Source organism: Burkholderia sp. LS-044 (assembly GCF_004803625.1).
GTDB classification, from domain to species: domain Bacteria; phylum Pseudomonadota; class Gammaproteobacteria; order Burkholderiales; family Burkholderiaceae; genus Burkholderia; species Burkholderia cepacia.
The window spans coordinates 18,745-31,551 of sequence record NZ_SSWO01000006.1; the positions used below are offsets into that span (position 1 = coordinate 18,745).

Below are 12,807 nucleotides of genomic sequence, written 5' to 3' on the forward strand. Positions count from 1 at the left end.
ATGGCGACGCGGCAGTCGTTCTGCCGCGGTCGCGATTTACGCGGCCGGCCAGTCGAACGGCGTGTACGGCAGCGCGCGCTTGTGGCGCGAAGCGTCGAAGAAGCGCAGCACCGTTTCGTACACGCGGTCTTCGACCGGCTTGCCTTCGAGGAAATCGTCGATCTCGTCGTAGGTCACGCCGTACGCGTGCTCGTCGGGCCGCAGCGGGCGCAGCTCCTCGAGGTCGGCCGTCGGCACCTTCATCACGATCAGCTCCTCGCCGCCGAGCGCACGCGCGACCGCGCGGACGCGCCGCTTGCTCAGGCCCGCGAGCGGCAGGATGTCCGCGCCGCCGTCGCCGAACTTCGTGAAGAAACCCATCAGCGATTCGGCCGCATGGTCGGTACCGATCACGATGCCGCGCCGTGCGCCGGCCACCGCATACTGCGCGATCATGCGCTCGCGCGCCTTGATGTTGCCGTGCACGAAATCCTGCTGCGCCGGCGTGTCGAATGCGTGGCCGGAGGCGACCAGCGAGCGGAGCATCGCGTCGGCGGCCGGCTTCACGTCGACCGTCAGCACCTCGTCCGCGCGCACGAACGCGAGCGCGCGCTGGGCATCGGCTTCGTCGTTCTGCACGCCGTTCGGCAAGCGCATCGCGATGAAGCGCGCATCGTAGTCGTCGGCGCGCAGGCGCTCGACCGCCAGTTGCGCGAGCCGGCCGGCCGTCGACGAATCGACGCCGCCGCTGATGCCGAGCACGTAGGTCCGCAGGCCGGTCGAACGAAGATATTGCGCGAGGAAATCGATGCGGCGGTCGATCTCGGCCTCGGCGTCGAAGTGCGGGGCAACGTTCAGTTCGGCAATGATCGCGCGCTGGCGGCTGGCGTAATCGGCGGATGTCATGAAGGAAGTTCCGGAACGAAATGCAAGGCGCCCATCATAAGCGCAATCGCGGCGCGGTGCCGCGCCGGGCGTGCGTTCCGGCGGTTTTGCGTTGCATCGGCGAGACGGGCTGCATCGCCGTGGTGCACGGTGCGCCGGGCGGGTGCAGGGTGCCGCGTGACGGGCATCCCTGCGTCCGGCGCCGACGCGGGCACCGGCCCGGCGGCGCGCGTCAGCGCCGCGCGAGCACGACGCCCACCAGCGCGAGCGCGAAGCCGGCGAGCTGGATCGCCGCGAGCGTTTCGCCGAACAGCCAGTAGCCCTGCAGCGCGGCCAGCGGCGGCGCGAGGAACAGCAGCGACGTCGCGCGCGCGGCGTTGCCGCGGCGCAGCATCCACATCAGCATCGTGACCGCGCCGCCGGACAGGAACACGACGCCCCACACCAGCGACACCCACAGCGCCGGCGCGCCGAGCCAGCGGGTTTCGTGAAGCAGCGCGACGAAGACGGCCGCGACGATCGCCGCGCCGAAATTCTGCACGGCAACCGCCGTGCGCAGGTCGCTGTGCGCGAGCTTGCCCTTCTGGTACAGCGAGCCGGCGGTGATCGACCCGACCGCGAGCACCGAGACGGCGACGACGAGCCACGCAGGCGCGGCGCCCGGCGCCGGCGCGACACCGCCCGTCACCTTCGGCGCCAGCACGAGCGCGACGCCGGCGAGCCCGAGCGCCATCCCGAGCCAGCCGCGTGCGGGCAGGCGCTCGTTGAACAGCGGCACGGCGAGCACGGCGGTGGCGAGCGGCTGAAGCGCGCCGAGCAGTGCCATGACACCTGCGTTCAGCCCTTGCGCAACGGCCCAGTAGCTCGCGCCGAGATAGACGCCCTGCAGCAGCGCGCCCGCGATCAGGTGGCGCGGCCATTCGCGCCGGGCCGGCCACGGCGCGCGCGCGACGAGCGCCACCGCGCCGAACAGCGCGGCCGTGCCCGCGAAACGCGCGAGCAGGAACAGGTTGGGATCGGCGTAGGGCTTGATGGCCCGCGCAACGATGAAGCCGGTGGACCAGAGTGCGACGAAAGCGGCGGCGACGAGCGAGGTCAGCATGCATGGCGGGCCGCGATGCGGCCGGACAGAATCGTGAAGTCGGCCAGTATCGGGGGAAGCGATGCCGGCGTCTTGTCGAATCCTGCACTCATGCTGCGTGCTGAATGTGCACCACGTGCGGCCATCGGTGCGGGCCGGGCGGTGCCGCGGGAACAGGATGGGCGCCGCCCGGCATGCGCAGCGGGCGGGCGTGAAGCAGCGGAGATCAGTCGATCGAGAACGTGTCGAGCGGCTGATTGGCGCGGGCGTCGGTCGCGAAGCGCGCGGCGAGCTGTTCGTAGAGCCGGCGGGCCTCGTCGAGCGTCAGGTCGATCCAGTACGGATCGCCGGCCGCGTCGTTGAGTCGTTCGGGCGGAAACTGGATTTCGATCACACTGCCTTTGCGATACATGGCGTGAGCCCCTTTGCTTGGTCTGTCGTTCTGCGAAGCGCAAAGTGTAGCAACCGGCGCCGCGCCGATTCGCGCGCGTCGGGCAATACAGAATTTCGCTTTCGGGAAACGCGGCCCGCCCGGCGTCCCGCCGCCGTCAAATGCCGGTCAAACGGCCGTAATACAATGGGCGGCTTACCCATTACCAGTCGCCTCGGGCGCACACGCGATGCTGGCGGAACAACGTCATCAATTCATCCTGTCGGAGCTCGGACGGTCGGGCGCATTGTCGGTCGCGGAACTCGTCCGCTCGCTCGACGTGTCGCGCGAGACCGTGCGGCGCGACCTGAACGCACTGGCCGCACGCGGCCTGCTCGTGATGACGCACGGCGGCGCGCTGGCCGCGGATCGCCGTGAGCCGAGCCTGTCGGAGCGCGAAGCCGCGAATGCCGAAGCGAAGCGCACGATCGGGCGGCGCGCGGCTGAGTTCGTGCCCGACGATGGCTCGGTGCTGATCGATTCGGGCAGCACGCCGCATGCGGTTGCGCTCGCGCTCGCCGACCGGCACCGGCTGTCGATCTACACGAACGACTGGCGCACCGCGTTCGTGCTCGCGCGACGCAACGGCAATCGCGTGACGCTGCTCGGCGGCGAGCTGTCCGACGACGAGGACGCCACCTTCGGGCTCGACACGATCCAGCAGCTCGCGCAGTACCACGTCGATTTCGCGTTCATCGGCGCCGGCGGCATCACGCCCGACGGCGAATTCACCGACTACTCGCGGCTCGCGGCCGAGGTGCGCAGCCGGATGATCGCGGCGGCCGGCACGGCGATGATCGTCGCCGATCATTCGAAATTCGGCCGCGTGACGCCGGTGCGGATCAACGGCACGGCCGCCGCCCGCTATCTCGTCACCGAGCGCGCGCCCGACAAGGCCGTGCGCCGCGCGCTGACCGCGCGCGGGATCGAGTTGCTCGTGTGCGACTGACGCGCGCCGGACATACAAGGTTCATCGAACCGTCATTCCGCGGGAAGAACCGCCGTCAAGACTGACTCATTCACCTCGACCGGCCGCCAGGCCAGGGAGCAACGAATGACCGTCAGCGTGCGCAGCTATCTTTCCCCCACTCTGGTCCTGCTGGCCTTCGACTGGCCCGATGCGGCGTCGCGCGCCGATTTCCTCGGTTTCGCGATCCGGCGCACGCCGGGCTTCTGGTCGGCCGACGGCAAGACGCGCGCGCCGGACAGCTGGCTGCCGAACCGCCTGACGTTCGACGGCCCGGCCGCGCACACGCAGGGCGACGCGCCGACCGACCAGGCGCCGATCCAGAAATTCATGTGGTGGGACGCACGCATCGATCCGCAGGATCGCGGTGCATCGTTTCGCTACGACGTCTATCCGGTCGTCGGCACGCCGGCGAATCTGCAGGTACTCGACGCGCAAGGCGGCGTGCGCGACGTCGTGCTGCCCGCCCATGTCGAGGACGGCATCGGCACGTGGTTCAACCGCGCGGTGGTCAGTTCGCAGGCGTTCGCGAAGCAGGTGGCGGCGCTGGGCCTCGCGCCGAATGCGGCGCCGAGCGACGCGCAGGCGCTGAAGCTGCGCACCTGGCTCGCGAACGACATGGAGCAGGTGTTCGCGGAGATGCTCGATCCGGCATCGCGCGCGGCGTCGGCCGTCTATCACCTGACCGACACGCTGTGGGCGCTGCCCGCGTTCGAAGCGTTCGGGCGCACCCACGGCGAAGCGTCGCTCGCGATCGTCTACGACGCGCACACGACGGCGCGCAAGGGCAAGCCGCCGCTACCGTCGCCGAACCAGCCGGCCGTCGACGCGCTGCAGGGGCTCGCGACGCTCGCGCCGCGCGACCGGACGCACATCATGCACGACAAGTTCATCGTGACCGATGCGGCGTCGAACCCGGCGCCCGTGCGCGTGCTGACCGGCTCCGCGAACTTCACGACCGAGGGGCTCACGGAGCAGGCGAACGTGCTGCACGCGTTCGATTCGCCCGAGCTTGCCGCGCTCTACAACGCGCGTGCGCATGCGCTGGCCGGGAATCCGCCGATCGCGGCGACCGCGCGGCTGTCGCCGGGCTGGTCGGAACCGATGACGATCGGCAGCGCACAGGTGCGGCTCGCGTTTTCGCCGGAACCGGCGGGGCAGCGCACCGAGATCGACACGATCGTCGCCGCGATCGCGGCCGCGAAGCATTCGGTGTCGTTCTGCCTGTTCATGCCGACCGACGCGGCGCTGCGCGACGCGTGCTTCGCGGCCGGCGACCGCGGGCTGATGATGTTCGGGCTGGTGAACAGGATCAACGCCGGCAGCGCGACGAAGGCCGATGCCGCGCGGCAGGCCGGCCAGACGCTCGATGCGGCGACGCTCGCGAACCTCGAGCTGTATCACCGCAGCCGCGACAACCGCGACGTGATCGATGCCGCGTATTTCTCGCCGGCCACCGTGCCGCAGGGTTTCGAGCCCGAGCTGCGCCTCTTCCCGGGCGAGCCGGCGCCGGCCTTTCCGCCGGTCGTGATCCATCACAAGTTCATCGTGATCGATGCGGAAGGCGCGAATCCGGTCGTCTATACGGGCTCGGCGAACATGAGCCGCAATTCCGAGCAGTACAACGACGAGAACCTGCTCGAGATCCGCGACAAGCGGATCGCGGCGATCTATCTCGCGGAATTCCTGCGGCTTTACGAGCACTATCGTGCACGGGCGCTGGCGATCGATGCGAAGCAGCCGCACGGCACGGGCACGGGCGCGCATGCGCGGCTCGCGCTTGCGCCCGATTCGAGCTGGGCGAAGAAGTACTACGTGGCGGGAAGCCCGGAAGAGAAGGCGCGGATCGCACTGGCGTCGGCCGCGCCGACGGACTGACCTGAGAGAAGGCGACGGGCGCGGATGTCGCGCGCCCGGTATGAGGCCGGCCGGGAAACCGGCCGCCGCCGTCGCTTATGCGGCGACGTAGCGCAGCACGGCGTCGGCGATCGTGTCGCGATGCCGGGCGCGCAGGCGCGGCGCCGACGGGTCGCGTCCGAACGCGGCGCCGAACGTGTAGCGGTTCGACACGCGGTGGAAGCAGAACGAGCTGATCAGCAGGTGCAGGTCGAATGCGTCGATGTCCTTGCGGAACGCGCCGCTCGCCGCGCCGCGCTCGACCAGTTCCTCGAGCGTCTTGATGATGCTGACGTTGCGGTTCTTGAACGACTTGAGCTGTTCGAGATACTTCGCGCCGTGGATGTTCTCGATCGACACGAGGCGGACGAAGTCGCGATGCTTGTCGTGATAGTCGAACGTGAATTCGACGAGGCGGCGCATGCCTTCGCGCGGCTCCATGTCGCCGACGTGCAGCTCCTGCTCGAGTGCGCGGATGTCGCCGTACACCTTCTCCAGCACGGCCTCGTACAGGCCTTCCTTGCTTTCGAAGTAGTAGTAGAGCATCCGCTTCGTCGTGTTGGTACGCTCGGCGATTGCGTCGACGCGCGCGCCGGCGAGCCCCATCGCGGAGAATTCCTGCGTGGCGACATCGAGGATGTTGCGCTTGGTTTGCTCGGGATCGTATTTGCGCCGCGCATCGGACGGAAGCGTGCGGGTATCGGACGTGGCGGCCTTGCTTCCTGCTTTCATGTGACTTTATTGTGGCTTCGGCGGCGTGGAAAAGGCATTCTAGCATGCGGGAAATCCCCGCCCGGCCGACCTTCCGCTCTAATCGGCAGGGCGGTTCCGGCCGCCGCGGCCGCTCAGCGGCGGCAGGACGCGAGCGCGTCGCGGGCCTGGTACGCCGTGTACGTGAGCTGCGCGGCCGCGAGGCCCGCCAGCCCGAACGTGCGCGTGAGCCCGAACGCGTTGAAGCCTTCCGGCACCGGCCGGCCTTCGGCCAGTGCGGCCGCGAGCGCTTCGCCGGCGACTGTGGTCGGCGCCATCCCGTGGCCGCCGAACGCGATCGCGTGCCACACGCCGTCCGCGTCGCGGCCGATCTGCGGCATCTTGTGCCGCGCGTAGCTCATCAGCCCGCCCCACGCGTAGTCGACCTTCACGTCTTCCAGTTGCGGATACACGCGCAGCAGGTCGCGCCGCAGCAGGCGGGCGATCGCATCGGGGCCGCGGTCGAGCACGGAGATCCGGCCGCCCCACAGGATGCGCGTGTCCTTCAGCGGGCGGTAATAGTCGAATGCGAAACGCGTGTCGTAGATCGCGTACGGTGCGTCGATCGCGTCGGGCAGGCGCGTGCCGAGCGGCTCGGTCGCGATCACGTAGGTCGCGATCGGCAGCACCGCGCGCTCGATGCGCGGCGACACGCCGCGTGCATAGCCGCCGCCGGCGAACACGACGTCCTTCGCGCGCACCGTGCCCTGTGCGGTGCGTACGACGTACCCGGCGCCTTCGCGCGCGATGCCGAGCGCGGCCGAGCGTTCGTACACGCGCGCGCCGCCGCGCGATGCGGCCGCCGCGACGCCGAGCACGTACTTGAGCGGATGGAAGTGGAACGCGTTCGGCTCGAACAGGCCCCCGTAATAGCGCTGCGTCTTCAGCCGCTTGCGCAGCGCGTCCGTCGAAACGGGTTCCCAGTCGACGCCGAGTTCGTCCTTCATCAGCGTGCGCACGCTGTCGAGCCTCGAAGGATCGTCGAACCAGTTCGCGAGCATCACGCCCTGGTCGACGATGTCGCAGTCGATGCCGTAGCGCGATATCCGCGCGCGGATCAGGTCGACTGCCTCGACGGTGAGCCGGTACAGCCGGCGCCCCTCGTCGCGGCCGAGCGTGCGCAGCAGGTCGGCGTTGTCGAGGCTGTAGCCGCCGAAGACGAAGCCGCCATTGCGGCCCGATGCGCCGAAGCCGACCCGTTCGCTGTCGAGCACGACGACGTCATGCACGCCGCGCTCGACGAGGCCGAGCGCCGTGCACAGGCCGGCGAGGCCGCCGCCGACGATGCAGACCTGCGTGTCGAGCGTGCCGGTCAGTTGCGGGTAGGGCTGGCGGGTAACGGTGGCTTCGTAGAAGTTCTGCATGCGATTTCGTTGACTCGTAACGGCGGAAAAACAGGCGGCGCGCGTCGATCTTGCCTGAACGCGCGCGCCGCGTCGAATGGGGGCGCGGGGCACCGGCCGTCGCGACTGGGCGGCGGCCGGTGCGAAGTGGGCGGGTGCGGGCCGATGCGGGCCGACTCGCGCGGTCAGGTGCCCGGCGTCGGGTTGGCCGGACGGGCGATGTAGCCTGCGTAGCCGGTTTCGGCCTGCGGCGCGGTTTCGGGTGTCGCGTTGCGTTCGATCCACGGCGCGATTTCCATGTCTTCGTAGCGCACGAGGCGGCATTTGCGCACGAGTGCGTAGCCGAGCCAGATCGCGAGGAAGAACGGCAGGCCGATGTAGGTCGCAGCGACGCCCACCCAGTCGATCTTGTCGGAGAGGAACGCCTGATAATCCTGGCCGAGCGCGACGACCGCGCACAACGCGAATGCGAACAGCGGGCCGAACGGGAACCACTTCGACCGGTACGGCAGCTGGTCGAGCCGGTAGCCCTGCTTCAGGAACCCCTTGCGGAACCGGTAGTGGCTGACCGCGATGCCGAGCCACGTGATGAAGCCGGCCATGCCCGACGTGTTCAGCAGCCACAGGTAGACCGTCTTGTCGCCATACAGCGACGTGAGGAAACACAGCGCGCCGACGGCCGTCGTCGCGTACAGCGCGTTGCGCGGCACGCCGCCGCGCGACAGCTTCGCGAAGATCTTCGGCGCGCGGCCTTCGACCGCGAGGTTGTAGAGCATCCGCGTGGACGCGTACATGCCCGAGTTGCCGGCCGACAGCACGGCCGTCAGGATCACCGCGTTCATCACGCCGGCCGCGAATGCGAGGCCCGCGTGGCGGAACACGAGCGTGAACGGGCTCACGCCGATGTCGGTCACGTCGCTCTTCAGCAGGTTCGGGTCGGTATAGGGAATCAGCACGCCGATCACGAAGATCGCGAACACGTAGAACAGCAGGATGCGCCAGAAGATCTGCTTCACCGCGCGCGGGATCGTCGTGCGCGGGTTTTCCGATTCGCCGGCCGCGACGCCGATCATTTCGGTGCCCTGGAACGAGAAGCCCGCGATCATCGCGACGCCGAGCATCGTCGCCCAGCCGCCGGCGAACGGCGCGTCGCCGATCGTGAAGTTGCCCCAGCCCGCGCTCGGGCCGCCCTGCATGATCCCGAAGATCATCAGCAGGCCGACGCCGACGAACGCGAGCACCGTCAGCACCTTGATCAGCGCGAACCAGTATTCGGCTTCGCCGAAGCCGCGCACCGACAGCGCGTTGAGCGCGAAGATCAACGTGAGGAACAGCGCGCTCCACCAGACGCCCGGCACGTGCGGGAACCAGTAATGCATCACGAGCTGCGCGGCGACGAGTTCCACCGCCAGCGTCACGGCCCAGCTGTACCAGTAGTTCCAGCCGAGCGCGAAGCCGAAGCCTTCGTCGACGAACTTCGCGCCGTAGGTCGCGAACGAGCCCGACACCGGCATGAACGCGGCCATTTCGCCGAGGCTCGTCATCAGGAAATAGACCATCAGGCCGATCACCATGTACGCGAGCATCGCGCCGCCGGGGCCGGCCTGCGAGATCGACGCGCCGGACGCGACGAACAGGCCCGTGCCGATCGAGCCGCCGATCGCGATCATCCGCAGATGGCGTGCCTGCAGCGCACGGTGGAGGGACGGCTTCGCGGGCGGCGAGCCGGACGGACGGGGTGAATCGGGGCGGGCATCTGAATGCATGGCGGGCGCTGGGCGCTGTCTCCGGGATTATTTTTCGGTGACGAAGCGCGACGCGTTGCCGGCTGCGGGCCGGGCAGCGGTGATGCGGTGCGAAAGCGCGCCGGTGAGCCGGGGCGCGATGCGTGTCGCCTTCGTCAGGCGTCCGGCTGCCGTTGTGGCGGCCGGCGGCGCGCCGGGTGCGGTGCACCTCGACGTCGCAACGATTGTGTGTGCCCGATGCACGGCCGGCAAACGATATTTCCGCACAGGGTGATGCAGGATTGTCATCAACTTGCGTCGTGTTGCGACGCGTCCTCGTGCCCGTCTGCGGGCTTTGGAAACGTCTCATATCGGCGCGCAAGCGCATCGGATCGGCGTGCCGAGGTGTTGCGTTTTCGGAATGAAGTCGTGAGTTAATATCAATAGCGGCCCGACTTGTGGCCACCGACAATGTGTTTCATGGATCGTGCCTTGCGAGGCGGGAGCGCGCCGTCCGGCCGGGCTTCCGGCGGCGGCGCGGCGCGATGCGCCGTGCGGCGCACCGGGCCTGCCGCGCGGCGCATCCGCTTGCACAGGGCGCGCGAACGCGCTCCAATCGAATCACGCGGGCGGCGCTGCCGCCGCACCGATCAATCTGTCCCTGAAGAGGAAGTGATGCAATTCAACGACATTCTTGCCGCGCTCGATATCGATCTCGCCCAGTGGAAAGGCAATGCGCTGACCGCGCGTTCGCCGCTCGACGGCGCGACGCTCGCGACGCTGGCCGTCGACACGCCCGCCGACGCCGAGCGCAAGATCGACGCCGCGCACGACGCATTCCTCAAGTGGCGCACGGTGCCGGCGCCGGTGCGCGGCGAATTCGTGCGCGTGTTCGGCAACGTGCTCCGTGAGCACAAGGCCGAACTGGGCCGCCTCGTCACGCTCGAAGCCGGCAAGATCACGTCGGAAGGCCTCGGCGAAGTGCAGGAAATGATCGACATCTGCGATTTCGCGGTCGGCCTGTCGCGCCAGCTCTACGGCCTGACGATCGCATCCGAGCGCCCGGGCCACCGGATGATGGAAACGTGGCACCCGATCGGCGTGTGCGGCGTGATCTCGGCGTTCAACTTCCCGGTCGCGGTGTGGGCCTGGAACGCGGCGCTCGCGTTCGTGTGCGGCGATTCGGTCGTGTGGAAGCCGTCCGAGAAGACGCCGCTCACCGCGATCGCGTGCCACGTGCTGCTCGAGAAGGCGCTCCGCGAGTTCGAGAAGACGCATCCGGGCGTCGCGCCGAAGGGCCTGAGCCAGCTGGTGCTCGGCATGCGCGATGTCGGCGAGGTGCTGACGGCGTCGAAGAAGGTGCCGGTCGTCAGCGCGACGGGCAGCGTGCGGATGGGCCAGGAAGTCGCGAAGGTGCTGAGCCAGCGTCTCGCGCGCGGCATCCTCGAACTCGGCGGCAACAACGGGATGATCGTCGCGCCGAGCGCGGACCTGGATCTCGTGGTGCGCGCGGTCACGTTCGCGGCGGTCGGCACGGCCGGCCAGCGCTGCACGACGCTGCGCCGCCTGATCGTGCATCGCAGTCTGGTCGAGCAACTGCTGCCGCGCATCGAGAAGGCCTACACGTCGGTGAAGGTCGGCAACCCGCTTGAAGAAGGCACGCTGGTCGGCCCGCTGGTCGATCGCGCATCGTTCGATGCGATGCAGAAGGCGCTGGGCGACGCACGCGAACAGGGCGGCGAGGTGAAGGGCGGTGAGCGCGTCGACGTCGGTCACGCGGATGCGTACTACGTGCGTCCGGCCATCGTGCGGATGCCGAAGCAATCGGCCGTGGTCGAGCGCGAGACGTTCGCACCGATCCTGTACGTGATGGTCTACGACAACTTCGACGACGCGATCGAACTGCACAACGCGGTGCCGCAAGGCCTGTCGTCGGCGATCTTCACGAACGACATGCGCGAGGCCGAGCAGTTCATGTCGGCAGCGGGCAGCGATTGCGGGATCGTCAACGTGAACATCGGCACGAGCGGCGCGGAAATCGGCGGCGCGTTCGGCGGCGAGAAGGAAACGGGCGGCGGCCGCGAGTCGGGTTCGGATGCGTGGAAGGCGTATATGCGCCGCGCGACGAATACGATCAACTACAGCCGGCAGCTGCCGCTGGCGCAGGGGGTGAAGTTCGACGTGTGATGTCGCGCGGTGCATGTTGCCCCGCTTGACGATGAAACGGGCCGGTTGCCGCGTTGCGGTACCGGCCCGTTGTGTTTGGCGCGGCGCAATGCGGTATCGTGCGCGTTGGCGTCGTTCGGCGCCGGTGCTTTTTCGATGACATGCCGGGAGCGGCGCGCGTGCGTGCCGGCCCGGGTTGACGGTGCCGAGATCGTGAACGGAAATGAATGTCTTGCGCGCCTCGCGGGGGTGTCGCCCGTCGGCATGCAGGTTTATGCGTCTTCCTGTTTGCGTCGCTATTGCGACGCGAAAGGGGTGTCGCACGCGGCCATAGATGCGCTGCTGGCTCATCTCGACGCCGTGGCAGATGCCCGAAGCCTGCCGGAGTGGGAGCGGCAAGGCGCATTGCTCGAACTGAACGGCAGGGGCGAACCCGTTCCGGTAGCCATCGAGTCGGCGCTGCCGGATGGCGAGTTGCAGACATTCGCGGCGCTGGTCGAAGCTGTCGTCGAGGTCGGAATCGTCGATCTGTACGGCGCGGGCACCGATCTTCCGCTGGTGTTTCTTCGCAAGACGATCGCCGTTCTGGAGCAGAGCGGGATTCCGCTGCCGCTACCGCCGCGCGTGACTGGGTAATGAGTCGTGCAGTGTGGTAACGGCCGGACGTGAATGCCGTGCGCACGAAGCCGAGAGCTAGTGGAGCGAAATGGAAAACACCAAGGGCAAGGTCAGGGTCGTCATTCCGGTCAAGCGGAAAGGCATGCGGGAAATGGAAGACTTCTACAGCCGCGCGCTCGGGTTCGCGATCACGGAAGAGGGTGACGTCCTGTTGGGTGGCGACGGTGGATGTGTCGGTCGGTTTGTCTATCGGGAAGGAAAAGGCGTACGCAGTCAGGAGGCAATCCTGGATATCGAGATCGAAAAGGATTTCGGCGCGTACTGTCGCCACGTCAAGGCATGCGGTGGACGGTTCGACATGGTGGCACGGATGATTGCCGGCTACGCGGCGCATCTGCGCGATCCGAGCGACAACCTGATCACGATTGCCTGTTACGAAGACGACGCCGCGAGCGACGAGATCGTCTACGGCTGGAAAGAGACGGTCACGATCGATTGACACGATCACGACGGGGATACGAATGGACACGCTCGCGGATCTGATACGGAGCGAATCGCTCTTCTACGCGGATTGCATCGCGTTGAGCCGCACGCGCGTGATCGGCTACACGATTGCCGGTGCGCGACTAGCACTGGACGATACGATCGGCGTCGAAGAATCCGATGTCACCGACGCATTCGAACGATTCTCGGTCGAGATCGACGGCGCGACCTATGCGGGCGGCGAGGGCGCGTCGCACGGGTCATACGGATTCTTCTACAAGCGCACGGGAAACGATGTCGACTGGGTCGTGATGTCGACGACGTCGGACCCGTTCGTCGCCGCCCGGCACACGGACAGCGGCATCGCATTCGTGACCCAGGCCGGCGATGCATGGGTGGTATCCGCGGACGATGTCGCGAACTTGCGCATCGTCCGCGGACAGCCTGTCCGGCAGGTCAGCGCGAATCCACACGACGCATAGCCT

13 protein-coding genes are annotated in these 12,807 nt (G+C 68.1%); 6 read left to right on the forward strand and 7 right to left on the reverse strand.

From position 1 onward, the window contains the following. Positions 1-36: 36 nt before the first annotated feature. The 3 genes from nadE to E9536_RS17075 form a co-directional block, all read right to left on the reverse strand. Positions 37-885, reverse strand: coding sequence for an ammonia-dependent NAD(+) synthetase (gene nadE / locus E9536_RS17065; protein WP_027790533.1), 849 nt, complete (start codon positions 883-885; stop codon positions 37-39). Between the two features lie 211 nt (positions 886-1,096). Further along, entirely contained in the window at positions 1,097-1,966 is an 870-nt protein-coding gene (locus E9536_RS17070; protein ID WP_136470240.1) for a DMT family transporter, read from the reverse strand. A gap of 205 nt (positions 1,967-2,171) precedes the next feature. Continuing rightward, positions 2,172-2,357: a hypothetical protein gene (locus E9536_RS17075; RefSeq protein ID WP_006480515.1), complete on the reverse strand. Its 186-nt coding sequence runs from the start codon at positions 2,355-2,357 to the stop codon at positions 2,172-2,174. 208 nt (positions 2,358-2,565) lie between these two features. Here E9536_RS17075 and E9536_RS17080 point away from each other — a divergent pair, with 208 nt between their 5' ends. Together E9536_RS17080 and E9536_RS17085 are read left to right on the forward strand one after the other, a co-directional pair. Next, entirely contained in the window at positions 2,566-3,324 is a 759-nt protein-coding gene (locus tag E9536_RS17080) for a DeoR/GlpR family DNA-binding transcription regulator (protein WP_136470241.1), read from the forward strand. Positions 3,325-3,429: 105 nt separating this feature from the next. Beyond that, positions 3,430-5,220 carry a phospholipase D-like domain-containing protein gene (locus E9536_RS17085; protein ID WP_136470242.1) on the forward strand — a complete coding sequence of 597 codons (1,791 nt, stop codon included), beginning with the start codon at positions 3,430-3,432 and terminating at the stop codon, positions 5,218-5,220. Between the two features lie 75 nt (positions 5,221-5,295). Here E9536_RS17085 and E9536_RS17090 read toward each other — a convergent pair whose 3' ends face one another. From E9536_RS17090 to E9536_RS17105, 4 genes are all read right to left on the reverse strand, one after another. Next, entirely contained in the window at positions 5,296-5,970 is a 675-nt protein-coding gene (locus E9536_RS17090; protein ID WP_027790537.1) for a TetR family transcriptional regulator, read from the reverse strand. A 113-nt stretch (positions 5,971-6,083) separates the two neighbouring features. Continuing rightward, positions 6,084-7,352, reverse strand: a complete 1,269-nt coding sequence (locus E9536_RS17095; protein ID WP_136470243.1) for an FAD-binding oxidoreductase — start codon at positions 7,350-7,352, stop codon at positions 6,084-6,086. Positions 7,353-7,516: 164 nt separating this feature from the next. Then, positions 7,517-9,097 (reverse strand): amino acid permease, encoded by a 1,581-nt coding sequence (locus tag E9536_RS17100; protein WP_060170484.1) that lies wholly within the window; start codon positions 9,095-9,097, stop codon positions 7,517-7,519. 27 nt (positions 9,098-9,124) lie between these two features. Further along, the gene (locus tag E9536_RS17105) at positions 9,125-9,364 is read right to left on the reverse strand and encodes a hypothetical protein (protein ID WP_124546933.1); all 240 of its coding nucleotides are present in this window, start codon (positions 9,362-9,364) and stop codon (positions 9,125-9,127) included. Positions 9,365-9,730: 366 nt separating this feature from the next. Between E9536_RS17105 and E9536_RS17110 the strand changes: the two genes are divergently transcribed. The 4 genes from E9536_RS17110 (at position 9,731) to E9536_RS17125 (ending at position 12,804) form a co-directional block, all read left to right on the forward strand. Beyond that, the gene (locus tag E9536_RS17110) at positions 9,731-11,242 is read left to right on the forward strand and encodes an aldehyde dehydrogenase family protein (protein ID WP_027790541.1); all 1,512 of its coding nucleotides are present in this window, start codon (positions 9,731-9,733) and stop codon (positions 11,240-11,242) included. A gap of 192 nt (positions 11,243-11,434) precedes the next feature. Next, on the forward strand, positions 11,435-11,857 hold the full coding sequence (locus tag E9536_RS17115; RefSeq protein ID WP_168799536.1) for a phosphoenolpyruvate carboxylase: 423 nt from the start codon (positions 11,435-11,437) through the stop codon (positions 11,855-11,857). Between the two features lie 70 nt (positions 11,858-11,927). Then, the gene (locus tag E9536_RS17120) at positions 11,928-12,338 is read left to right on the forward strand and encodes a VOC family protein (RefSeq protein ID WP_136470245.1); all 411 of its coding nucleotides are present in this window, start codon (positions 11,928-11,930) and stop codon (positions 12,336-12,338) included. A 22-nt stretch (positions 12,339-12,360) separates the two neighbouring features. Beyond that, entirely contained in the window at positions 12,361-12,804 is a 444-nt protein-coding gene (locus tag E9536_RS17125; RefSeq protein ID WP_060170493.1) for a hypothetical protein, read from the forward strand. Positions 12,805-12,807 lie beyond the last annotated feature (3 nt).

Coding starts and splice junctions, on each gene's coding strand:
- nadE (WP_027790533.1), bottom strand. CDS start 885: ATGACATCCGCCGATTACGCCAGCCGCCAGCGCGCGATCATTGCCGAA.
- E9536_RS17070 (WP_136470240.1), bottom strand. CDS start 1,966: ATGCTGACCTCGCTCGTCGCCGCCGCTTTCGTCGCACTCTGGTCCACC.
- E9536_RS17075 (WP_006480515.1), bottom strand. CDS start 2,357: ATGTATCGCAAAGGCAGTGTGATCGAAATCCAGTTTCCGCCCGAACGA.
- E9536_RS17080 (WP_136470241.1), top strand. CDS start 2,566: ATGCTGGCGGAACAACGTCATCAATTCATCCTGTCGGAGCTCGGACGG.
- E9536_RS17085 (WP_136470242.1), top strand. CDS start 3,430: ATGACCGTCAGCGTGCGCAGCTATCTTTCCCCCACTCTGGTCCTGCTG.
- E9536_RS17090 (WP_027790537.1), bottom strand. CDS start 5,970: ATGAAAGCAGGAAGCAAGGCCGCCACGTCCGATACCCGCACGCTTCCG.
- E9536_RS17095 (WP_136470243.1), bottom strand. CDS start 7,352: ATGCAGAACTTCTACGAAGCCACCGTTACCCGCCAGCCCTACCCGCAA.
- E9536_RS17100 (WP_060170484.1), bottom strand. CDS start 9,097: ATGCATTCAGATGCCCGCCCCGATTCACCCCGTCCGTCCGGCTCGCCG.
- E9536_RS17105 (WP_124546933.1), bottom strand. CDS start 9,364: ATGACAATCCTGCATCACCCTGTGCGGAAATATCGTTTGCCGGCCGTG.
- E9536_RS17110 (WP_027790541.1), top strand. CDS start 9,731: ATGCAATTCAACGACATTCTTGCCGCGCTCGATATCGATCTCGCCCAG.
- E9536_RS17120 (WP_136470245.1), top strand. CDS start 11,928: ATGGAAAACACCAAGGGCAAGGTCAGGGTCGTCATTCCGGTCAAGCGG.
- E9536_RS17125 (WP_060170493.1), top strand. CDS start 12,361: ATGGACACGCTCGCGGATCTGATACGGAGCGAATCGCTCTTCTACGCG.